Source organism: Paenibacillus cucumis (ex Kampfer et al. 2016) (assembly GCF_019748695.1).
Lineage (GTDB): Bacteria > Bacillota > Bacilli > Paenibacillales > Paenibacillaceae > Paenibacillus > Paenibacillus polysaccharolyticus.
Map to the genome: position 1 here is coordinate 1 of NZ_JACLIC010000005.1, position 23,522 is coordinate 23,522.

Annotated in this window: 17 protein-coding genes; 7 read left to right on the top strand and 10 right to left on the bottom strand. The window is 51.3% G+C overall.

Features of this window, described 5'->3' with window-relative positions; genetic code table 11:
- Nucleotides 1-351 precede the first annotated feature (351 nt).
- On the top strand, nucleotides 352-567 hold the full coding sequence (locus H7T88_RS02270; protein WP_221786633.1) for a hypothetical protein: 216 nt from the start codon (nucleotides 352-354) through the stop codon (nucleotides 565-567).
- Here the strand turns inward: H7T88_RS02270 and cydC are convergent.
- The 4 genes from cydC to H7T88_RS02290 are packed head-to-tail and all read right to left on the bottom strand — an operon-like array spanning nucleotide 560 to nucleotide 6,769.
- Nucleotides 560-2,509, bottom strand: coding sequence for a thiol reductant ABC exporter subunit CydC (gene cydC / locus H7T88_RS02275; RefSeq protein ID WP_221786635.1), 1,950 nt, complete (start codon nucleotides 2,507-2,509; stop codon nucleotides 560-562). The genes H7T88_RS02270 and cydC overlap by 8 nt on opposite strands.
- A 1-nt stretch (nucleotide 2,510) precedes the next feature.
- A complete protein-coding gene (gene cydD / locus H7T88_RS02280) occupies nucleotides 2,511-4,352 on the bottom strand; it encodes a thiol reductant ABC exporter subunit CydD (protein WP_221786639.1) in 1,842 nt (613 codons plus the stop codon).
- A gap of 1 nt (nucleotide 4,353) precedes the next feature.
- The gene (cydB, locus tag H7T88_RS02285) at nucleotides 4,354-5,367 is read right to left on the bottom strand and encodes a cytochrome d ubiquinol oxidase subunit II (protein ID WP_260510664.1); all 1,014 of its coding nucleotides are present in this window, start codon (nucleotides 5,365-5,367) and stop codon (nucleotides 4,354-4,356) included.
- Nucleotides 5,354-6,769 (bottom strand): cytochrome ubiquinol oxidase subunit I, encoded by a 1,416-nt coding sequence (locus tag H7T88_RS02290; RefSeq protein ID WP_221786643.1) that lies wholly within the window; start codon nucleotides 6,767-6,769, stop codon nucleotides 5,354-5,356. Before H7T88_RS02290 ends, cydB begins: the two co-directional genes overlap by 14 nt.
- 372 nt (nucleotides 6,770-7,141) lie before the next feature.
- Between H7T88_RS02290 and H7T88_RS02295 the strand changes: the two genes are divergently transcribed.
- From H7T88_RS02295 to H7T88_RS02310, 4 genes are read left to right on the top strand one after another with little or no spacing between them, the layout of a single operon-like run.
- Nucleotides 7,142-8,473, top strand: coding sequence for a hypothetical protein (locus tag H7T88_RS02295; protein ID WP_221786645.1), 1,332 nt, complete (start codon nucleotides 7,142-7,144; stop codon nucleotides 8,471-8,473).
- A complete protein-coding gene (locus tag H7T88_RS02300) occupies nucleotides 8,473-9,399 on the top strand; it encodes a glycosyltransferase (protein WP_221786647.1) in 927 nt (308 codons plus the stop codon). Before H7T88_RS02295 ends, H7T88_RS02300 begins: the two co-directional genes overlap by 1 nt.
- Nucleotide 9,400: 1 nt before the next feature.
- The gene (locus H7T88_RS28590) at nucleotides 9,401-10,840 is read left to right on the top strand and encodes a glycosyltransferase family 4 protein (RefSeq protein ID WP_260510665.1); all 1,440 of its coding nucleotides are present in this window, start codon (nucleotides 9,401-9,403) and stop codon (nucleotides 10,838-10,840) included.
- The gene (locus tag H7T88_RS02310; protein ID WP_221786648.1) at nucleotides 10,837-11,517 is read left to right on the top strand and encodes a class I SAM-dependent methyltransferase; all 681 of its coding nucleotides are present in this window, start codon (nucleotides 10,837-10,839) and stop codon (nucleotides 11,515-11,517) included. Before H7T88_RS28590 ends, H7T88_RS02310 begins: the two co-directional genes overlap by 4 nt.
- Nucleotides 11,518-12,059: 542 nt before the next feature.
- Here H7T88_RS02310 and H7T88_RS02315 read toward each other — a convergent pair.
- The 5 genes from H7T88_RS02315 to H7T88_RS02335 all read right to left on the bottom strand — a co-directional run bounded on the left by H7T88_RS02315 (nucleotide 12,060) and on the right by H7T88_RS02335 (nucleotide 20,560).
- Nucleotides 12,060-14,048 carry a tetratricopeptide repeat-containing glycosyltransferase gene (locus tag H7T88_RS02315; protein ID WP_221786651.1) on the bottom strand — a complete coding sequence of 663 codons (1,989 nt, stop codon included), beginning with the start codon at nucleotides 14,046-14,048 and terminating at the stop codon, nucleotides 12,060-12,062.
- Nucleotides 14,049-14,126: 78 nt separating this feature from the next.
- The gene (locus H7T88_RS02320; protein WP_221786657.1) at nucleotides 14,127-16,187 is read right to left on the bottom strand and encodes a tetratricopeptide repeat-containing glycosyltransferase family 2 protein; all 2,061 of its coding nucleotides are present in this window, start codon (nucleotides 16,185-16,187) and stop codon (nucleotides 14,127-14,129) included.
- Nucleotides 16,114-18,564, bottom strand: a complete 2,451-nt coding sequence (locus H7T88_RS02325) for a glycosyltransferase family 2 protein (protein WP_221786659.1) — start codon at nucleotides 18,562-18,564, stop codon at nucleotides 16,114-16,116. Before H7T88_RS02325 ends, H7T88_RS02320 begins: the two co-directional genes overlap by 74 nt.
- A gap of 79 nt (nucleotides 18,565-18,643) precedes the next feature.
- Nucleotides 18,644-20,050 carry a DUF6385 domain-containing protein gene (locus H7T88_RS02330; RefSeq protein ID WP_260510666.1) on the bottom strand — a complete coding sequence of 469 codons (1,407 nt, stop codon included), beginning with the start codon at nucleotides 20,048-20,050 and terminating at the stop codon, nucleotides 18,644-18,646.
- A gap of 39 nt (nucleotides 20,051-20,089) precedes the next feature.
- Nucleotides 20,090-20,560 (bottom strand): DUF6385 domain-containing protein, encoded by a 471-nt coding sequence (locus H7T88_RS02335; RefSeq protein ID WP_221786661.1) that lies wholly within the window; start codon nucleotides 20,558-20,560, stop codon nucleotides 20,090-20,092.
- 266 nt (nucleotides 20,561-20,826) lie between these two features.
- On the opposite strand from H7T88_RS02335, the gene H7T88_RS02340 reads away from it, so the two are divergent.
- Together H7T88_RS02340 and H7T88_RS02345 are read left to right on the top strand one after the other, a co-directional pair.
- Nucleotides 20,827-21,360 (top strand): hypothetical protein, encoded by a 534-nt coding sequence (locus H7T88_RS02340; protein ID WP_221786662.1) that lies wholly within the window; start codon nucleotides 20,827-20,829, stop codon nucleotides 21,358-21,360.
- A 30-nt stretch (nucleotides 21,361-21,390) separates the two neighbouring features.
- The gene (locus tag H7T88_RS02345) at nucleotides 21,391-21,972 is read left to right on the top strand and encodes a hypothetical protein (RefSeq protein WP_221786671.1); all 582 of its coding nucleotides are present in this window, start codon (nucleotides 21,391-21,393) and stop codon (nucleotides 21,970-21,972) included.
- Between the two features lie 113 nt (nucleotides 21,973-22,085).
- Here the strand turns inward: H7T88_RS02345 and H7T88_RS02350 are convergent, their stop codons facing one another.
- Nucleotides 22,086-23,453 carry an MFS transporter gene (locus H7T88_RS02350; RefSeq protein WP_221786672.1) on the bottom strand — a complete coding sequence of 456 codons (1,368 nt, stop codon included), beginning with the start codon at nucleotides 23,451-23,453 and terminating at the stop codon, nucleotides 22,086-22,088.
- Nucleotides 23,454-23,522: the final 69 nt, after the last annotated feature.

The window sequence follows — 23,522 nt, forward strand, 5'->3', positions numbered from 1 at the left end:
TTGACTAAAACGTTCATAGCAACGATCACCAGCGACGCTATTTGAACCAAAACGGCTTGTTCACTACGGTTTTCGGGCACAAATGAGAAAATAGCGTTCCTCGTGATCGTTAGAATTCGAAAAGAGTTAAAACGGGCCAAATAGGGTCACCTGTGATCGTTAGCCGCATTGTCATCAAGGCAAAGATGTATAACTGACACTGAAAGGTGATAGAGACGGCTCAACGAAACCTTCATAACAATAAGGGCATACACGTCCTTTCCATTGTAGCTTGGCAGTGAATAGATAGAGAGTACTTAAGCAGGCGCGAGGGTGTTCATTGGATACGAGTCAGCACATGATGAGAGCTAAATGGACAGACTTCGGGCGATTGTCGACTTCGGGCACAAACAACAAAAAGACGAAGCAGGACTGCGCCTGCTTCGTCTTTTTTCACATTATTCACCTGCATTATGTCATTTTCCTGCATCCTATCTGCTACTCGGTGACATCTACAAGACTAGTGGAGGGACGGAATCCCTTCACTCACGGACAGGTCATAATCTCCTGCCACAGTCGGTTACTTGAGAGTAGCGACAGGAGGCAGCGGGGATTTACGCTGCCGCTCCAGCCATCCGGGCCGATCCAGCTCAAGGAGTCGGCGATATCGTTCTTCCCGAGCCAGCAGTTGTTCGTGAGAACCCTGCATGACGATGTTTCCATTTTCCACAAACACAATCTCGTCCATCTTCTCTGCACCAATCAGGTGGTGAGTGACCCAGATTAATGTTTTGCCTTGCAGGCTGTCCAGCATGGTGCGCATCAGTTCGCGTTCTGTCACGGGATCTAACCCTACAGTAGGCTCGTCAAAAATAACAACGGGCGTCTTCCGTAGCAACACCCTGGCTAGTGCAATCCGCTGACGCTCCCCGCCGGAGAAGCGCAGTCCTGTCTCTAGCATCGGTGTCTGATACCCCTGTGGCAGAGACTCGATCAGTTCAGCCAGACCAACCTGTGCAGCGACCTGACGTATCTCTTCATCCGTTGCATCTGGACGACCAATCCGCAGATTGCCTGCAACCGTCGTATTAAAGAGATGTGGACTCTGATTGAGTACTGCTATCACTTCGGTTATACTCTCGCCAAGCATCTCTACAGGCAGATCATTGATTAGAACCTTGCCGGATGAGGGAGACAAAGCACCTTGAATCAGCTTCAGTAATGTCGATTTACCACCACCGCTACGTCCAAGAATAGCCATACGTTTGCCCTGAGGCAGATGCAGAGAGATATCCTGAACGGCATATGCTGTCTCTGCTTCATACCGATAACTCACTTGCTCAATGCTAATATCCGCGCGCAGTTTCGGCGGAATGCGCAGACGGATTCGTCCATCTGCAGTCGTTCCCCGATCCGCTGCGGCTATATCATCGGTCGATTGCACCGCAACTGAACCAGATCGATGTCTGTTATGAGACTCCAATACTTGAGACTTCTTTTTCTGCTCTTCCCCATTCTGACGCACCTTACCCTCCGAGCCTTCCAACTTGCTTAATCGATCTAGAGATTCACGGTAATCCGGAATATGTCCTAGTGCATCGTTAACAGGTAGCAGTGATTCCGTAAGCGGGAACAAGACGAGCACAAATGCCGCGATCATAACCGCAGGTAGCTGGGCCGCTGTAGTCGTTTGTCCTGCCCACATGGTCACCCAAACAACCATCCCGCCAATGAAGCATTGCGCAATAAAATCGCGCGAGCGGTTCCAGCGACGCAATCTACGGCGAATCTGATCAGCATGCTCCTCGTCCTCTTCCTGCCATTGCACGAACGCTGCCGCTCTGCCACTGGCAATCCAGTCTCCCAGCCCGAGTACGCCGTCGGTCAGACGTGTGTACAGCTTGCTGTTTTCTCTTTTGAGCTGCACACGCCATCTCCAGGTCAGCTTTAAAGAAATTGCAGGAAGCAATGCAACAATAAACAACATATACAGTGCCATCCATAGTGCAAACATCGGATCTACACTGCCGAATGCCAGTACAGCCGCTCCGTAGATCACAAGTGCTGTAACAGCCGGGAATACGGTACGAAGATATATATCTTGCAGACGTTCTACATCATCGGCCAGTGCACCGAGCACGTCACCGGTTTGCATTCGCGAACGCAGAAACAGAGCCTGTGGTTCCAAAATGCGATAGAGCTTCACTCGCTGATCTGCGAGCACACGCAAAACAGCATCATGTCCTGCCAGCCGCTCGACATAACGGAACACCGCCCGGAAGATACCAAAGGCACGTACACCTACAATCGGAACATAGACCATCAAAATATTTTCAGGACGCAGCGCAGACTTGGAGATCAGATATCCAGAGGTGAAAAGGAGCATCACCGCACAGAGAGCCGCGCAAGTGCCCAGTGCAATCGCACCGATCAATCGCCAGCGGTACTGTACCGCGTATGGAGTAATCCAGCTATTTTTCTCACCTTGTGCGCCTCGTTCGGTCTCTGTCCCTGGGTGTCCGGATCTCATCTCATATCGCCTCCATCTGCGCTTCAATCATGTGATAATATACCCCTTTTCGTGCAAGCAGTTCCTGATGTGTGCCTGTCTCCGCTACCGTACCGCCATCCATGACAATAATGCGATCCATATGCGGCATCCAGTGCAGACGATGCGTTGCCAGAAAGACAAGTTTACCTTCGAACAAGGGTAACATCGTCTGCTTCAATTCATATTCGGTCTCGACATCCAGATGTGCCGTAGGTTCATCAAGCAACAGCACACTGCGTTCACTCAGCAAAGCTCTTGCCAGCGCTACACGTTGCTCCTGACCGCCGCTGAGCTGTCTGCCCCCTGCACCAATCGGTTCATGCAGTCCATTTGCCAGAGATGACAATAGCTTTGTCAGCCCCGCTACCTGTGCCGCTTGAGCTACTTCCGCATCGGATGCCTCCGGCATGTAAAAACGAATATTATCCGCAATGGAACCACTGAAAATATACGGATGCTGCGGAATCGCCGCCGTCTGGCTACGCCAGGCCTTGAGCCGTTCCAGACTTAGAGGCTGGCCATTGACCAGAACTTGTCCGGCTGTTGGAAGCTGAAAACCTGCGAGAACATCGATGAGCGTTGATTTTCCGGCTCCACTAGCGCCAATGATTCCAATTTTCCCAAGACCCTTCAGCTGGAAAGTAACATCCTGAAGGGAGTAGGCTCCCTCTGCTTCATGCTGAACCTGAATATCCTTCAGCGCTAATCGGCTATGCTCTCCCCAAGATGATGAAGTTGCCACATCATACATCTCATGTTTATCCCGGTTAAATACCACTCGCAGTTGTGAAGAGGAGACAGAACCATTTTCATTTTCACCCAACACTTCAGCTTGATCCAATGCACTTGCACAAGCCTCTGTCTGACGTTGTTCTGCGGCCTTGCCTCGTTCAATCACTTGATTAATCGCTTCGCCAGCTTCCTTGCCATCCAGAGTCGCGTGGTAATCCGCACCCAACATGCGTACGGGCAGGAAATACTCAGGTGCTAGAATTAATACCGTTAGAGCAGGAAACAGTGACATATGTCCTTCCGTAAGCCGGAGTCCGAGACCTACTGCAACGGACGCAACCGACAACATGGTGAAGAAATCCAGCGCAAATGAGGACAAAAAGGCCATACGTAGTGTGGACATCGTTGCTTTTCGGTATCGCTGGCTTACTTGCATGATGGAGCCTTCGTGTGTTTTGCTTTGCCCCAGCGTTTTCAACGTTTCCAGTCCACGCAGTGTATCCACAAAATGATTCGCCAGCGCTTTGTAGGACTTGAATTGTCCATCGATCTTACGCTGAGTCGCCAGACCAATGAGAATCATAAATACGATCAGAATCGGTAGCGTCAGCATTAATATCACACCGGACATCGTATCCAGTTTGAATACATAAAGCAGAAGGACAACAGGTATAAACCCCATGCCCAACATACGCGGGATAAACAGCTCCAGATACGTTTTATATTGGGAAACCCCTTCACGTGCCAGTGTCACCAGATGTCCCGTACCTTCTGTCTTGGCATAACGTGGCCCGAGTCTAAACCATTGTTCCGTCATCTGTTTACGCAGATCGGTTCCGGTTCTCTCCGCATACCGCGTAGTGACAAGTTGTAACCAGAATGACAAGGCATAGCGGGCGGAAAAAGCAGCCAGAAACAGCAGCAGCACCGGATACTGTGACGAAACCGCGGCACCTTCGAACAACGCCGTAATCGCCTGTGCCAGCCATTTGGCCTGCATAATAATCGTCATCGCCTGCAAGAGCACCAGCGCAGATGCCAGTGCGAGTACCGGCCGGATGCCCGGCAGCTTCATTAGCCCGCGTCCCATGTCAGTACTCCAGGTGGTGCTGTTCGTTCAGACGTTTGCGGAAAATATAATAACTCCAGATCTGATATCCAAGTACAAACGGTAACAAGGTGCACGCAACAATAGTCATCACTTTTAATGAGTAAGGTCCCGATGCTGCGTTATATACGGTCAGATCAAATGCCGAATTGATGGAACTCACCATAACTCGTGGGAACAATCCGATAAATACGGAGGCAAAAGCAATGGCAATAACCGCACCTGTCATCCCGAAAGCCCAACCTTCACGCTGCTGACGAATGAAGTAAGCCGCAAGAGCCAGTGCCATGGCACCAAGCAGAACAATAATCCAGAGCGCCCAGCCACGAACAGCAAACACATCGGTCATCAGATAGGTCAATAATGCGTATATCGCAAGCACTGCAACCAGCGGCATCATTACCTTTTTCGCCAGGTGAAGTGCCCGTTCTCTCAATTCACCTACGGTACGCAAGGAAACAAATAACAGCCCGTGAACCAGACACAATAACGTTACACTCAAGCCACCCACAACGGTGTACGGATTCACAATATCCAGGAAACCGGCATGCATTTGCATTTGCTCATCAATGGGCAGACCTTTCATCAACGTTGCAAAAACAACCCCAAACAGGAATGGCAGTAAAGTACTTGCCACTACGATAATAATGTCCCATGTTTTACGCCAGCGCTGCTGTTTCATTTTACTGCGGAACTCAAAGGCGACGCCGCGTCCAATCAACAACAGCAACACAACCACCAGTGGCAGATAGAATCCGCTGAACAGCGTTGCATACCAGTGCGGGAAAGCCGCAAACATGGCACCGCCTGCGGTCAGCAACCAGACCTCGTTTCCATCCCAGAATGGCCCAATCGAATTGATTAATGTACGACGTTCACGATCTGTTTTGGCAATCAGACCCGTAGACATCCCTACCCCGAAGTCGAATCCTTCGAGAAAGAAAAAACCGATAAACAATACGGCGATCAGTACAAACCACAACTCACTTAGTAACAACGGAATACCCCCCATCTACGCCAAACGGATCAGCCGGCTCATCATGCTCGTCTGACTTATCGACGGCATATGGACCTGCTTTGATTTTGCGTACAAACAGATACACCATCACGATGCCAAGAACCGTATACGCCGCAGTAAAGGCAATCGTGGAGAACAAAATCATTCCTGCGGAAACATTAGGTGACACACCTGCCTCGGTCGTCATATACCCGAACACCGTCCATGGCTGTCTTCCGACTTCAGTCATAATCCATCCTGCTGAATTCGCAATAAACGGCAGGGAGATCGCAAAGACCATCAGACGCATAAACCAGGGTTTCGCCACTTCCAGCTTCTTGCGCCAAGCCAGATATGTACCATACATCGCAAGCAGAATCATCAAGCCGCCTGCAGCAATCATGACACGGAAGCTCCAGAATGTGGTTCGCACTGGTGGAATGTAATCTCCGGGTCCATACGTTTGCTGGTACTCGGCATTCAGTTCTTTCATGCCTTTGACACTACCGGAAAATTTACTATAAGAGAGATAACTGAGTAATCCAGGGATTTTGATCTCACCGGAGTTCTCCTGTTTATCCGGGTCAATGGAAGCGATAACCGTCCACGGTGCCGGGTCTTCAGTTGTTGTCCAGGTTCCCTCACTTGCAGCCATCTTCATCGGCTGTGTTTCCACCAGATATTGAGCCTGGAAGTGCCCTGAGAAGGCCACGCCCAGCGAGGAGACAAGACCGATAATAACCGCGATGTTAAAGGATCTGCGGAATACTTCGACATCCTTCTTTTTCATTAACTTATAAGCACTAATGCCCGTCACGACAAAGGCTCCCGTCATTAACGCACCAAAAATCGTATGCGGGAATTCAACGAGAAACTGTCCATTTGTAATGAGTGCAAAGAAGTCATTCATCTCCGCCCGGCCATTATTGATGGCGAATCCAACGGGATGTTGCATAAACGAGTTCGCTGCCAGAATCCACACCGCTGACAGGAATGTGCCGACAAATACAAGCCAGATACAAGCCAGATGTACTTTTTTGGACAGTCGATCCCAGCCGAATATCCATAAACCGATAAATGTGGACTCCATAAAAAATGCCAGCAAAGCCTCGATCGCCAGCGGCGCACCGAAGACATCACCAACAAAGCGGGAATACTCCGACCAGTTCATACCGAACTGGAACTCTTGCAAAATACCGGTGACCACACCGACGGCAAAGTTAATCAGGAACAACTTGCCCCAGAACTTGGCCATCGTTTTGTAAATCTCTTTTCCCTTCGCAACATACAACGTCTCCATAATGGCTACCAACAGCACGAGGCCAATGGATAGCGGTACGAAGAAAAAGTGGAAAATCGTTGTAAGTGCATACTGGATACGCGATAACATAATCGGATCCATACCTTTACCCCTTCTTTCTGCTCGCTTTAGCAAGATACGTAAATGGCTTTGAAGCGGGCTTCTTCGCTGTCTGTCCTCCAAATACGTTGATGAACGTATTGTGCCAGATTACCTAATTTTCACATGTGATAATTATCACTAACTCGTCCCTCTTACGTAAAAAAAGTGACCTCGGTCACACAATAGATAAAATTAAGCCTATTTATCAGGCTTGTTCGTTGCCTGATTGGTCTTGACTGATGCACGTATTCATGGAAGTTGTTCATGTTTGGAGACAAATGCCCATATGTTAGTGTCAGACGGAGATATTTGAAGTGCTACAGCGGCTTTTTACATACCAAAAATCCCTTATCAAAGTGTGGTGAGTTACAAATGAAACATGCTGAACCGTTAACAGATGCGGATCCAAAGCCAAAACAGAGGGAAGAAGAGGATATAAAACAGGCAACAATGGACCTGTCTGTGTCCACAGACCTTGCAGTTCAATATGTGATTTTCCCGCGAAAAGGAGGCTGGTTATCCTTCCCCTACCCGGACATCGTTGCTTTATTTGCAGCTCAAGAAGGCACGATCTTATATGTCAGTAGCCGTACGGCTGAGGAAGAAGAATTACCAAAATCCATTCAGGTGATCTCTCTTTCGGAAGCGGAGAACCGATTACAGGAACCACATACAGTTGCAATCGTCGCACACCCATACTGGCTTATAGCGGTAGCTTCACTACAACCTGAATTATGTATTGCACTATTGCCTGAACCCGTAGGAGATGAAGCTGCATCTCCACTCTGGGAGAGCAATATCTCCAGACTTGTCGGCATTGCCGATCTAGTGGCCACATCCTCGGAAACCCGGTATATGAAGCTGCTCTTTCAAGGTACCCGTGCCATCTGGCTAGGGGGAGAAGACACTTCACCAGCCGGTTACATCCATTATGACGGTACACGTATTCCACTGCGCGATTATGAGATATTTTTTATGCATGCACTTCAGCAGGTACTGACTGGTAAACCAGACCGCGTTACCACGCTTCAATGTCGTTTGCGAGCCGACTACTACAGACAGCTCCGAGCCAAAACAGGTGCTCATGAAACCATCTCGTTTCTTCTGTCCGCATATGAGTATTTACTGGAAGATTCACGTGCCGCCGCCTCACTCAAGGAAGCATTCACTCATGCTGTCATCAACGGAAGGCAGGATTGTGTGGTGTCTCATTACCGGTTCCTCTCCGCCATCTATGCGAGATCAGGTCAGATTGAAGAAGCTCTACAGGTGTTTGGCATCAGTGCAAATAACGAGCAGGAACGTCATCATTATGAGCAATTGTGCCGCTGGCTTGAAGCCGGAGAGGAACAGTTGGTTCGAGCGGAACTGCTGCGCATCAATGATGATTACGGCAGTGCTCTGCGCGTTCTGGATGAGCTTGGCGGGGAAACGGCAAGGCATTGGAAGTTCCGTATCTATCAGGAAACAGAGTGTGTGGAGGATGCGCTCGCGCTCGTTCATGCCAGTGATATTCAGGATGCGACCAGCCTTCTGCAATATCGACAACTATCCGGGACGGCACTGGCTCTTCGAGGGGAACGTCACGGTGCGGTAAGGCTGTTTCTGGAGACAGCTGTGGAGGATGAAGAGGCCTTAGCTCGGATTATGGAACTGGAGCTGCTCGATCAAGCCGTACAACAGTTGCTTGGGGAGGTGCCTTAATGATAGACCCGAAGAAGCGCAGAACCCCTGGAAGTAGGCCCGTTATGCATGATTCGCTTCAATCGTCTTCGAGTTCCGAAGCCCAAAGCCAAAACTTCTCAAGTCAAGTTCATCGCATCATTAACTCACGGATCGAAGAGGAAACGAATTCTTCCGCGAGCCGTGATGTAGAGGTAGACGCGTACGAACAAAACTCTCCCGTACGTCGGGTGCGCAAAAATAAAAACAACAAGCTGACTGCCATGCTTCAGGTACGTAATGAGCAAGGACGGTATCTGGAAGAAGTGTTGCAAAATCTGAGTGAATTCGTGGATGAAATCGTCATTGTGGATGATGCCAGTACAGATGGAACACCGGAAATATGCAGAGCTTTCCCAAAAGTAGTTCGTCTTGATGTGTTAGAGAAGCCACTGTTTGCCGAAGAATGGCGCCTTCGCAACACGTTATGGCAAGCTGCCGTCAGTACAGATCCAGACTGGCTTCTCTCGGTAGATGCCGATGAACTATATAGTGCTGAAGCCAAAAAGGCAATGCGCAAACTCATTGATCAGGACTACGCAGACTGGTTTGCCTTCCGATTCTACGATATGTGGGGTTGCCGAACACATTATCGGGAAGATGAGCTGTGGTCCATGCACAAACGTCACACTGCCTCCCTTGTCCGTTATATGCCGGGCTATCCTTACTTTTACCCGCAACAGAATCACCATGTTCCTCGTCTCCCCGCGTCCTGCACCGTGTTACCAGGGGTATGCACTGAACTGAAAGTTCAGCATCTCGGCTGGGCTGGAAGTTTGGAGGATCGGGTACGCAAATATTTACGTTACAAACGTATTGATCCGCATGGGGAATGGGGCAACCCAGCGCAGTATGAGTCCATTCTGGACCCTGAACCGCGCCTGCTCCCTTGGAAGGAGGAGTCGTAATATGGGTGTGGTCAGCATACTGACCCATAGTTTCACCGATGGTTACAACCGGGAGTTTGGCCGGGTATTTGGCGGCGGGCTGGAACGTTATATTCTCGATCTATGCAGTGTCATCCGCGGACTCGGACATATTCCCGAGGTACACCAGCTGTCCTATTTCGAAGCATTCCAGACCCGAACCGAACAGATCGACGTCTATGGTTACGATTACGACATGGAAAATGTACCGGAAGCTTTTGACCGGATGGCCGCAGCCGCTCGCGGTCCAATCATCTATGCCAGTTGCCTGTGGCAACCCATCACCTATAAACCTGGCAGTCTCGGAATATGCCATGGCATTAATTGGGATCGCCCCCGTCTGCCGCTTGAGACGAAACGCCAGGTTGCCGATCACATTCAGCTCGCGCTGGACGGACTGGTTCGCATCGTTTCGGTAGACTCTCATTTCCAGACTTTCTGCAGAGCAGCTTGTATGTATACCGTTTCAGAACAAATTGTGCTGATTCCCAACGCAGTGGACACCTCTTATTTCATCCCGGCTCCGCCAAGCAGGATGCTCACACCGCAACATGAAGAGGAATGGTTGACGGCATGGAAAAGAGACACTGCATTTCAGGATGAACATGAAGACATTCTTGTTAAGGGATACAGAGAGGATGCAGCAGATCATCATACAGCAGGCCTTAATGATTCAGATTTATATCGCAGTTCAGGGGAAAAAGCCAGAACGCAGAGTTTTAAGCCAGAGCAGGGTCAACTCCCCGGTGTAGGTGCTTTTTCTTTCGAAAATGAATTAGCCGAACCTCCCTCTCATCAAGGTTACGATCATATGAACAACGCTGTACCTGTGCCCGCTCTTCGTCCAATCCGTATTCTGTATCCACGTCGCATCAGTAGCGAGCGGGGGATCATCCCTATGATGCTTGCCGCGGATAAGCTGCTCGGGGCATTTCCGGATGTAGAGGTTGAATTCGCCGGAGAACTGGTCGAAGGCAGTACGGTGGGCAGAGCCTTTCGCTATTGGCAGCGTACACATCCGCATATGGACCGTATCCACCAGCATACGTACGATTTCAAAGATATTCGTGAAGCTTATCATCAGGCAGATATCGTTGTCATTCCTACCCTATTCTCGGAGGGAACCTCCTACGCATGCTTGGAAGCGATGAGCTGTGGTCTTCCGGTGATCGCTTCCAATGTCGGCGGACTCAATGATCTGATTCAGGATGGGTTCAACGGATTGCTCGTGCCTCCGGGTGAGCAGGCACTGACTGCTGCGCTCATCAGGCTTGTTCAAGATCGCACCGAGCGGGAGCGACTGGGTATCTATGCCCGCGAAACTGCACTGTCTTATGATCTGTCCATATGGCGTAGCCGGTGGAGCAGGGTACTGGAATCTTTTTTGGCTGATACAGGAGTGAAGGAGGCGATTCAAACATGATGGACACACCCGACACCACGGCAATGATGGAATCAAGGTACATCCGGCAAAGCGATCCGAAAACAGATACGCTCGTTTTCCCGCTTCATCCCGCATGGTGGAGCCGTCCTTATGAGTATGAGTGGGCGCGGCAGTTTGCACGTTCAAGCGACGTGGTACTGGATGCAGCCTGCGGCATTTCACACCCGTTCAAATTTTGGCTCACGGAGCATTGTCGTGAAGTTCACGCGTGTGATTGGGATGAACGCATCCTGTCGGATGAGGCGATTCGTCTAGATATTGCGGCTGATTTTGGCGAACAGGCGGCTCTCCATCTGCCCGAGCATTACCTTACTCGGCTTCACCGCGCTCAGGCCAATCTGGCTCAGCTTCCGTATCGTCCCGAGCAGTTTGACCGCGTATTCTGCATCTCTGTTCTGGAACATCTCGACACGGGCACGATGCTGCGGGCTTTTCGCGAATTCGCTCGGGTGTTGAAGCCACGCGGACAGTTAATCGCCACTTTTGATGTGCCCGAGATGCGACCGGATTTACTGGAGACGATCATGGCTGTCACAGGGCTGACGATTGAAGATAAGTTAACCGTGGAAGAGCCTGCGGACGCCATCTCCTCGGAGATGTATGGCGCACCGATCCGCTGTTTCAGGGCTGTGATATGCAAGACGGGAAAGGGATAGTGACGTTAGTGAGGCACAACATTTTAATGCACCTATCTTTACACACGTTATACAGTACTTCATCTGATCTATATAATTTGAACTAAAGATTTTACATAGTCCACTCCGATGACAGAAGAACCTGGAGAGTAGCGGTTATCCCCAGATTTTTTGGATTCCCTTTTCCAAAGGGAAAAATCCGGTGATAAAGGCGAAGCGTATGCTTCCGATGCTAGCTTTCTTTCAGAAAGCTTTTAGCTCCGCTTTTCCAGGTTTTTTCTGTCTTCTCGTTATTGTGTAAAAGAATAGTTCAACTTATATAGCATCTAAATAAGCACTCTCATAGAGGCTTTTGATAAGAAAACGATCGGGTATCCAAACGTAATATGAGGAAACGGTAGTGTTACGGATTGCATAACGAATTGCATAGTTATATGTTTATCCGTCTGAAACAGCAGGCCAAACTTGTGGTAAATGCAGTGTGTGCCGGGATACCCCGGCTTTTTTGCTGTGCTGTGAAGTCGGGGCATCCCGGAGACATCCGGCGCTATGGGTACGCCGGATTACAGGTATACCAGCAGCATGTTGCACTGCTGCTGGAAGGCTGGGGCATGGGCTGCGCCAGAGGCCGTCAGGCGCAGCAGGGTCTGTAGGCCCGGCGGCGGGGTCTTCGCCGGGCGGCCTTGGGCGGCAGCATGCTGTGCCGTGATCCGGGCCGCGTAATCGGCCCAATCACGCGCCAGGCTCTGCCGCCCGGCTCGCAGCGCGAGCGTGCCCGCCAGGAGCGCATGCGCTGCGAGCGCCGGGGCGGGCACTTCGTCCGCGCAGGGCTGCTGCGCACCGCTAGGCGTGCCGCATAGCGCGAGCAGCCCTGCGCGGACGTGAGCGGGCGCGCGCAGCAGCCCGCAGCGGGCCGCAGGCGGGAGCGCTGCAAGCAGCGCCAGCGCGCCGGCTGGCGGAAGGGCCTGCAGCAGGCGCAGCCATGCGGGCCAGGCGCCCACGGCGGCGAGCGCTTGCGCGGGTAGCGCCATGCTGCTCGCGTAAGCGCCGCACGTTGCTGCGCCCTCGCCCTGCAGCAGCGCCTCGGCCGCACGCGCCACCTCCGGCACGGCTACATGCTGGCGCGTCGCCGCCGCACGCCTGGGCACGCCGCGCTCACGCTGCTTATAGCCCAGCGCCCACAGTGCCAGCACAGCCTCTGGCCCATGCTGCGCATGCACTGCCCACGGCCGGAGTGCCGCCCTCGCGGCTGCGTCCTCACCGATCTGGGCCAGCGCCAGCCCAGCGGCAAGCGGCTTCGCGCGCTGCGCCGGGACCAGTGCCCCCGCATGGCGCAGCAACCATTCCGGCCGATGCGCAGCCAGCGCGACAGAGACCAGTGCTTGCCATGCCGCTGGCGGCAAGCTCACCCCCTCGGCTACGCTAGCAATGGCCTGCGGCCGTCCCGTGGCTGCCCCAAGCAGCAACATTCGCTGCCATGCCGCCCCGTTGCCGGGCTGTATGCCCAGCGCTTCCGTATAGGACGCTTCCGCTTCTGCCCAGCGGCCATTCTGTTCATGTGCCATGCCTTCCAACGTTAGGCTGCGGTAGCTTCCGGCACCGGACACCGAGGTATATCTCCCTGCTGTCGATGCGGCGGATTTCGCCTGCTTTAACCATTCTAATGCACGATCTGCACGGTTCTGATCCAGTTCCAACACAGCGGCAAGTTCAAGCAGGTCCGGGAAATCATCATATACCGTTACCCAGTTCTCCACCACAGAGAGCGCCAGCTCAATCTGCCCCAACTCTCTCCACGTATATGCTGTTTTTAGTACCACATCCGAATGATATCCACACGTCGGATCAAGCTTTGCCAGCAGCGGCAGCAGTAATCGAATTGCTTCATCATACTTCGCTTGCTGAAACCACTCTGCAGCCAGCGCATAGAGCAGTTCCTGCTGATCTGGTGTCTGTTGCAGAGCCAGCCGAATCAATCTCATGTTACGCACATCTTTTCGTTTAGTAGCAATCACTTTATCCAAATAACCGTAATGAACAACCTCGATGTCCGAATGACGAATCCCTTGCGGCATCAACGCAAGAATAGAAGAAGCGACTTCCTCATGGATTCTCCCATGAAAAGCAATTCGGGGGTCATTTCGAAATAAACGGCACACCTCGTCCGTTACACGTTCTTCGCCTGAGTTACCCAGCAGACTCGTCACCTTAACCCAATACCCCCAGCTCTCTTCACTCCCCGCTTCGAGCCATTCCATTAGCTCTGACTTTGTCCATAACGTATGCATCCACATTTCATCGGCATCCAGTACCAGAATCCATGTAAAACTTGCGGCAGCAAGTGAAAGATTACGCGCCTGGCTAAAGTCTCCGTTCCACTCTGCACTAATGATGGTTGCATCATATCGCTGAGCAATAGCTACGGAATCATCCGCTGAACCTGTATCCACGATAATGATCTCGTCTATGATTTCACGTACAGAAGCCAGACAACGTTCCAGAAACTCGCTTTCATCCCTCACGATCATACATAAGCTAATACCTTCCTTCACCCGTACCCTGCCCTCCTTCCGTCAAAACCCTCCCTGCATATCCTTCGCCTTCCATGTATTGTCCGCCGCTCTTCCGACTCAGCCCTCGAATCCGTCTGCTCCAGGCAACTCCAGCCGAATATGCTGAATGACAGGCCAGTATGAAAGACGCTGCCTTTTCCCAGGCTCCACCTGTTCCGTATCAGACGTCAGTTGCGCCAGATGGTGATCTGCGGCACGAATTAGTCCTTTAACTAGCCAGCTCGTTCCGCTAAGCGTATCCGAAGCTCCTGTAAAAGGTTCTCGAATCAACTTTTCGGCATCGATTATATCCCGTTCAACTTGTTCTCCCTGACTTCTCTCCTTCGCCAGTCTTTTTTCAGTTGCATCATGCACCTCATCCAGCAGTTGCCTCCCCCGTTGAATCAATCCATGCAGTGCCTGCCATCTTCCAGACTGAACACACCCTTCCAGCATCAGCCCGAGAGCTTGCCATCCGTCGTACAACTCTGCATGATCTGCGTCCGCCACACCCTCAAGTGTAGCTGCATTCTCCATGTTCGATCTGTTCCCCATCTCTACTGCGACCTTTCCCCATCCTGTAGACCCTGACTCTTCCTCAGATGCACTCTCCCTGCCCTCGCCTACCTGTGAGCCGTTCATCAGCCAACGGGTGAAGGCATCCTGGAATTTCATTTCCTGCCTCTCTTTCCCACTCAGCCATTGCAAGCGTTCAAGCCAACGGGCAGCCATAGGTGCAAATGAGCCCTTTTTTCGCTTCACCGTTTCGAGTTTCAAACGCGCGCTACTCCAGTCCCCTCGCTGTACATGCAGAACAGCTTCAGCTATAGAACGTTTCTCCCGTTGCTCGCCGGAAGAAGCAGATGGTAACTCCCCGAGCAGTTCAAGCGCCGCATCGTAACAATGGCACTGTTCCAGAATACCTAGTACTTTAGATAAAGCTTCCTCCGAGCTCATGGCAAAACGCGACTCCATCACCGCTGGAATTTGCCCCTCCTGCCCGGATACCCGCATGATTCGAAATAGGCGATACAGTGGCGGTACCAAGCTGGATTTTGCCCGCACCGTTTCCACATAAGCATCGACCGCTCCCTCAAGATCGGCCTTTCCTTCCAGCAAGCGGCCCAGCGTGTACCATGTCTGGTATGTGCCCATGCCTTCCTCTGTGTGAAAAATCGCTGGCGGTGGCCCCTGCTGAACGGCTTTACGAAGCCACATCTCAGCAGCATCCGTATCCCCCACAGCATCCGCACATATCGCCCGATGATGCATCAGGTCTGTGTATTCTGGAAAAAGTTCCAGCGCCGCGTCCATAAGTTCCAGCGCCTCCTGCCAGCGCTCTAAATGCTCCAGACAGCGGACTTCGTATTTCAATAGCAGATGAGCATAACTGGTCACTGCAGCATCATCAATCATCTTCCGGGCTTTACCGAACGATTCCAGTGCCTGCTCCGCTTCACCCACACGCAAATACTCCACGCCCAAGTTATAGTGATGGAACGGTTGATCTGGCTCTTCTTCCACCGCCTGTTGTAGCAAACGCACGTTGCGATTCACCTTGTCCTTGCGCTCCACAACAACCGTCTGATACCCGTAATGGTGAATCACCATGTCCGTGATATGAAACGCGGCCTCCGGATTTCGCTCACAGATCGCCGCCGCAATCTGCTCATGGATGCGACCTTTGAACCGATGCTCAGGATGACTGCGAAACAAACGTAGCACCGGATTGACCGTTGCGCCCTGCTGACCCGAACCCGTATAGTTATGAATATTTAAAAACAATCCGTCGCATCCGCTGACTTCCGTCCAGCTCCTGATCTGCTCCCGAGCTGTCGCTTCCAGCGCCTCGTCCGCATCAAGAAAGAGAATCCAGTCGCCGGAAGCCTGCTCCAGGCCAGCATTTCGTGCGGCGGCAAAATCATCGCACCACGCAAACTCAACCACCGACGCGCCATACTCCCGCGCAATGGCCACACTGAGATCAGATGATCCAGTATCTACTACAATGATCTCATCTACCACATCCCGCACACTTTCAAGGCAACGTGGCAACATCTCTTCCTCATCCTTGACGATCATGCACAGAGAGATCCGCTCGGCCTGACTCCGCTGTCTCTGATGCTGATGTGCCTGCATGATGATTCCTCCTTTCTTTTGCATGATATACTGTCCGCCAAGGTATCCCCTCCGCTGTTCGTAACTGTTTCTCCAAAACCAGCTGCTGATCCGCAAGCACCCTAACCTCGGAAGAACGATTCCGTTCCTGACGAATTAAACCAAGGGCCATCTGCAAGTAACAGATAGCCGCTCCAGCACGGGCTTCACTGAAATCCGGTTTTTGCTCCAGTGCCTGTTCCAAAAGCGACAGTGCTTGATCCAAATGTCCTTTGGAGTACAGCGTTTCGCCCAGACAGAACAGCCCTTCCGCATCCAGTTCTCCTTCCGTCATACACTGAATCAGCATCTCGGCGGCAATCATCGTGTATCCATGCTGGTGCAACAGACCCGCATAATTCCGCCGAATTTCTGTTTCTGTCCTCTCAGGATCTGACATGATACGAACCAGTCGCTCATGCAACTGCTGTGCGATGACCAAATGCCCGCTCTGAATCGCACGAGCCACTAACTGCCTTGCGATCATTTGCACAGGTTCACTCCATTGCAGAAGCTGCCCATCCGATACAGCAGGTACAGGAGCGATAGAAGAACTAGCTGATAGAGCCGCAGGCTTATACTCAAACAGTAATCGGTCCGCTACCTTCCACATTCCCCTCTCTAGAGGAGATACTTTAGCGAAGAAAGATGAAGGCAACCGCCTGCCACTCGCCCAACACGCTAGCGCCCAATCACTTCGCTCATCCGATTGAAGGCTCATATCAGCAGCATCCTCCACTCCTGACGTGATGACAGCCGAGAAAGAGGTCCGTTTATGATCCTCTCTATCCGCTTCTCCCCAGCTACTCTGAGCGAGATTCCATGCATCGGTAACTTGGCCTGCACACAACATCCAGTGAAGTTGATCACCTACTGGAATATGAATATGGGATGCCTCACCACCCAGAAGAAGTAGTGCTTGTTTATACGCTCCACAATTAGCGAGGGCATAGAGCATATGCATCAGCACAATCTCCGTTTCCTTTCCCAAAGAGGGATGTGGCCGGTTCATTTGATCTGCATGATCTGTCGTCACATGGATCTGATGTAATCGATGAGCTAGATGAAGCAACCGATCTGCAATGGATTCGTCCGAAACTCCCTGTTGTTGCAGTGCATCCGCCAGCCCCATCCAAGCCGGTCTGTAGGTAGATAGATGCTCCAGGGCAAGCTCATATAGCCGAACCGCTTCCTGCCCGAATCCCCGTTGCTGTGCCAGCCGAGCCATCGATGTATATGCCCGGTAACTGCAAGAGCCTGCTTCTGTCACGTAAAAAGCTTTGACCACGGCTTCACCGCCGCCAGACCTTCCGTGATCATTCGGACTAGAGCCACAGTTGCACGCCCGTGCATAGGCACGATAAGCCCGTTCCTGCAAGCCTTGTCGCTCCAACACTTCACCGTATATCAAATGCAGATCAGCGTATGCAGGGTAACGTTGAGTTTCTTCGGAAAGCAACAGATGTGCTTCTTCGTAACGCTCCAGTTCTACTAGCACTTTGGCCAAATCTCTCACAAGGGTGGAGCGATAGGGAGCTCGCCATTTGGCCTGTTTCAGTGACTCACGAAATGCCTCCACCGCCTGTTCCAAATCACCCAACTGGCAGCGTGTTACGCCCAGATTATACAAGTGAAAAGGATCTGCAGGATGATCGGCAAGCTCCCGCTCAATCAGGCGCAAATTACGCTTGCTCTTATCCCCTTTGGCGATTACGGTAGCAAGATAACCATCATGCCCCAGACGCAAAGGAGCAAGCGGCTCTTCTTCGACTTCTACATCTATTTCTACTTCAACAGCTGCTGAATGATCTACTGTACTTATTTCCAGTGAATCTAAGTGTATATCGCTCTTACTTATGGACTTATTTGGTGTAACGGCATCGCTCTGATGGTCCGTGTTTTGGCGAAACAACTGCTCATGAATTCGCCCTGTGTACTGGTAACCTTGCTGAGCACGGAACAGCCGTACAGGATGGGACAGGATCTTGTCCTCTATCCCTTCGCCGTATTGATTTTCGATCGTGATGCGTAATCGGGTGATGCTTTTATGGACGTTTGGCAAAACATTCATCAATTGATCCAGACCTTCGATGACATACTCATCGGCATCCAGACAGAGAATCCATTCGGTCGTTGCCAGGGGCAGGCTAATATTTCGAGCTTTAGCAAAATCATCTTCCCAACTGGCGTGCAGTACTGTCGCACCATATGTTCTGGCCATATCAGCTGTCCGATCGGACGAGCCTGTATCCGTAATGAACCATTCCGAACCCGCTTGCTTCAAGCTGTCCAGACAGCGGGGCAGGTGATGCTCTTCATTTTGCACAATCATATGAATGCCGAGTAACCGGTTCTGCATCCGCAGTGACCTCCAATACAAAAAAATACATGAAGCCCACTAAAGTGAACTCCATGTACCTATATGACAGCAGAGCAGGTTATGTGCCTTGTCCATTGAAGAACACGTCAATCGTGCTTGGTGCACCGAGCAAGCTTGAGCGATAAGAAAGACGTGTGTATTTCAGGAAACGTTGCGGTACCAGAACATCTACAGAACCGGATAGAATCCCTGTTACCGTAGTCACATCGGTGTACCAGTTGGTTCCGTTCGCACTGATCTCCACTTGGGCATCCACCCTGTTCACACCTGGTCCCCTGTTATACACGAAAAAGGAGTATGTGCCGAATACACTCGTGGTCACAGCAGGTAGCGGTGTGAATGTGTTAGCAGTCGGTGTGCCGACAAGTTGGTTCTCCTGAAAACTTTTTTGCGAGATGGAGGTTACGCTGCTCAGTGTACCGGCCGTAATCGTTGCGCCAAGCACGCTGGTAATTGTACCGTTCAACAAGTTGGTTAACGTTCCGGCTGTGATCGTGGCACCGAGAACACTTGTGAGGGTACCATTCAGCAAGTTCGTCAATGTGCCAGCCGTCACAGTGGCACCGAGCACGCTGGTGATCGTTCCGTTTAACAGGTTCGTCAGCGTTCCGGCCGTCAAGGTAGCACCAAGCACACCGGTAATCGTACCTGCTGTGATCGTTGCTCCGAGGACATTCGTAATCGTTCCGTTCAACAAGTTCGTTAACGTACCTGCGGTAATGGTCGCGCCCAGTACACTGGTGAGCGTACCATTTAACAGGTTCGTTAAGGTACCTGCCGTCAACGTTGCTCCGAGCACACTGGTAATCGTTCCGGCGGTAATCGTAGCACCCAATACACTCGTGATGGTTCCCGCCGTGATCGTTGCTCCAAGCACATTGGTTATCGTACCGTTTAGCAAGTTCGTCAGGGTCCCCGCAGTCACCGTTGCTCCAAGTACACTCGTGATTGTCCCAGCTGTTATCGTCGCGCCGAGCACGTTCGTGATCGTACCATTCAGCAAGTTGGTCAGCGTTCCAGCCGTGATGGTTGCACCGAGTACGCTGTTAATTGTTCCTGCGGTGATCGTTGCTCCGAGCACACTGGTAATTGTACCGTTCAACAGATTAGTTAATGTTCCGGCAGTGATTGTTGCACCGAGGACACTCGTGATGGTACCGTTTAGCAAGTTCGTCAGGGTCCCTGCAGTCACCGTTGCTCCGAGCACACTGGTGATTGTTCCGGCTGTAATCGTCGCGCCGAGTACGTTCGTGATGGTACCGTTCAGAATGTTGGTGATTGTGCCCGCGTTAATGGTAACCGTGGTCAGACCTGAAATGTTGCTGATCGTCCCGTCTAGAATGATACCTACCACATTCCCGCTTGTATCCGTTCTGACGGGCTGAGCCGTACCTGTACTATCCTGACCAAAAATCAATGTTCTCAAGTTATCCGGATTCGTATTAAACGTTGTAAAGTTAGGCATGAGCCTCGTCCTCCTCCCTGGACAATCTGGGTAATTAAACTACCTTACGAGCATACGCTGTGCCTGAAAATATACATCAAGCCGAGTAGGCTGAGCCGGATCTACAGGCAGGAGCACAAGCCGGGTATAGTGTAGAAATCGCAACGGAACCAGCGCCTTTGTCTGTCCCCCCTCAATGACTTCCTGACTATCCACCGCATAATCTACGGCATTCGGACTAACCTGAACTTGAACGATCGCTGGATGTTTTCCACGATTGACCACGCCATAACTGTACATGCTCAGAGATGAGGTGTCCTGCGGCGGGAGGGCATGTTCACCACGACCTGTCTCTGCTCCAGTGTAGGTATGCCCTGTAAAACAGTGAGTAGCACCAGGGAGTTTCGTGCGTGAGAAAACACCCTGTTTGAACCTAGGACGGGTAATCCGGGAACAAGGGGGCTTCAGCAGTTTGGCGCGGCGAGAACAACGGGATGGGCGGCGGCTGACATATTTAGTTTTTGGTTTCATTGTCTGCTGGGCTGAGGGTTTCGTTCTCTTCCTGCTTCGCTTGGCTGTTCGACTCATCTCGATTTCCCCTTAAAAAATGTGCTTACGCATCGTATGCCCGGAAGGAGAATACGGGCACGGCATCCGCCGTTATTTGGGAATTCGGATGTAATCCCCAAACGCTTTCTCTTCCTTTTACATATCATGCTAGTAATGAGGACAGGCGAAATAACGCAGGCTATAGGCTTTTTTCCATTTATTCCATGGTTCAGAGGAGGTCAAGCGGGATGACCAATACGAATGTATTCAACCAGTCCAATGGCCCTTTATTCACACAGCTGACCAACACATTTGCGGCCCCGGGAATCGGAGCAGCTCCAGACACCGGTGCGGCTGCGGCAGGCAGTTTTTTCGCCCTAACCACGAACAATACATCGATCCCCTCCAACCAAAATCTACTTCTGCAAATTTTGAATGCAGCAGGTAGCGGCAGAACGATACGCATTGCGAGCCTCGCAGGGGGCACAACAGCAGCAGCCACACTCGTGGTCTATTCCGGCGGAACCGTGACTGTCGGTAGCACACCCGTGCCTGTCAATACATTGCTAGGCAATGCCAACACCAGTATCGTAACGACAAGACAGAATACAGGGACACTTGGAGGTACCTTCACCAGCCTGCTCAGCATTCCGCTCACCGCAGGTCTGTATGCTCTCGATTTGAATGGATCTATTGTTGTGCCTCCGGGTCAATCGTTATCCATAAGCTTGGGAACAGGAAGCCAGGTGGGATCTATCAATCTATTTTGGTGGGAATTCTAACCTGTATTTTGAGTAAAGGTGGAGCGAATCATGCCGAACAATAATGTATTTAATCCCTTGAACCAACCCGTTTACACCTCCAATACCAACACATATATCTCACCTGGCATTGTTGCCCCACCTGAAAATAATGCGGGCAGCACAGGTAACCTGTACAATGCAGGTTCCACTAACTCCACCACACTGGGTTTGCTTGGAGGGAGCGTAACGGCCACTTTGCAACTCGCCAATCCAACTGGAAGCGGCAGAACATTGTATGTTTCCCGTTTGTCTGGTGGAATTACTGTTGCACTCAATCTGCTGTCTTCGTTCAGCGGCACGTTGACCCTAACTGCAAACGGTACACTCTCATCGCCCAGCACACTTACAGCCGTAAACAGTAATCTGTCCAGTAGTAACACAAGTGTTGCTCTTGTTCGATTTTCTACAGCAGCCCCATCCGGTGCTACCGCTATAATGTCCATGCCTCTGCAAGTTGGTCCATTTCAATCCAACGAGTTCGGTAAATACGTGATCCCTCCGGGTCAGGCCATAAACCTGTCCGTAACCGGATCACTCTCCGTTGCTGGTTTGTTAGCCTCCACGACGTATTTCACTTGGTGGGAAGTATGATGGTCTATAGCCTTGCCTCTGTGCAGGCCAAAGAACAGAAATAGCCACGTTCGGATAAGGACCGAATGCGGCTATTTCGTATGTTAGGATATGGAACGATCCAAACAAGCAATTTAGGAGACGCCTTGCTGTTGCTGTGCAGATCCCACCTTTTCACTCGAAGTGGATCTTCTGTTAAGCGACCACAACATACGCTGGAACAGGATGCCTGTCAGACCAATGGCTAGCGTAGCCAGACCGATCATTTGAAAAGTCGGACTCGGTCCCGCCAAGCGGATGATCGCACCGCCAGCAAGCGGGGCAGCGACCAGCACAACGCTGTATAACGAGTTTTGAATGCCGAATACACGTCCTACATAGTCAGGAGAGGTCTCTTTTTGCAGCAAATAATTCATCGTGACCATAAACAGTCCATTCCCCAGACCTGTACACAGGCCCAACATAATAATCCATGCCGTCGACGTATCCGGATCAACCCAGCCGAGTCCTGCAATTCCGGCGCCAATGAGGAAATATCCGCCGCCTAGACCCCATCCGTACCCTAATCTCGGCAATCGGTTTAACAGCAAAATGATAAACACTGCTCCCGCACCTACGGATGAACCGAGCCAGCCGAGCATAGATTCATTACCTGGTTTGATTTCCCGAAACAGGGTCGTAAATTGATATTCGACCATCAGAATAGACATGAGGCCAAGACAGCCAAACACGATGGTATTCCTGACTGTATGGGTGTGGCGTAAATACTTCCAGCCCTGTTGCCACTGCTTGAAGAAAGTCTCGGGTTCCTTCCGATTCTCTTCGTTATGCTCATCGGTTGCTAAAGCTTCTTTCTTCTCTACCAAACGTCGCAAAGGCCATAATACAGCGCCCGATAACAGCCGAGCACACGCATTGATCAGAATGCAGATTTGTGGAGAAAAAAAGGCCAATACAACTGCACCCAGAAGGGGACCTGCTATTTTCGCACACTGATTCACAAACCCGTTCAGTGACGAGGCTTGAAACAGTTGCTCCTCTGCCACGATCTGCCGTGTCAACGCCTGCTGGGCAGGAACGTGAAACACACTCATCATCGCACGCAGAGCCAGAAGTGGCAGCAGCCATGCCGGGCTTGGTGCGAATAAAATGCCCACCGTTAGTGCAATGGTAATGCCATCACAGAGAATCATAATTCTCACTTTATGCAGTCGATCAGCGAGAGCACCAGCTACCGACCCAAACAAGATACCTGGCACAGCCATACAGACAGGGATCAGCGCGATAATCAACGGATCGGCTCCCCATCGGTAAGCCACCATGACTTGGATGGCGAGCGCATCGAACCAATCGCCAAAGGTGGCGAGTGCGTAAGCAACAAACAGACGCACAAACTTAAGATTAGTCCAGAGGCTTTTTGAGGTTTTTGCAGCAGATTTACCAGATGAATTATCTGGTGTAGATGAATCGGATGTGTCGTTTCTTGATGAATTAGCTGTCATACATGTACTTCCTCCCTTGATTACAGCGGTTTTGCGAACATGATGTCCTTAGCTGTAATCTTAGGTGAG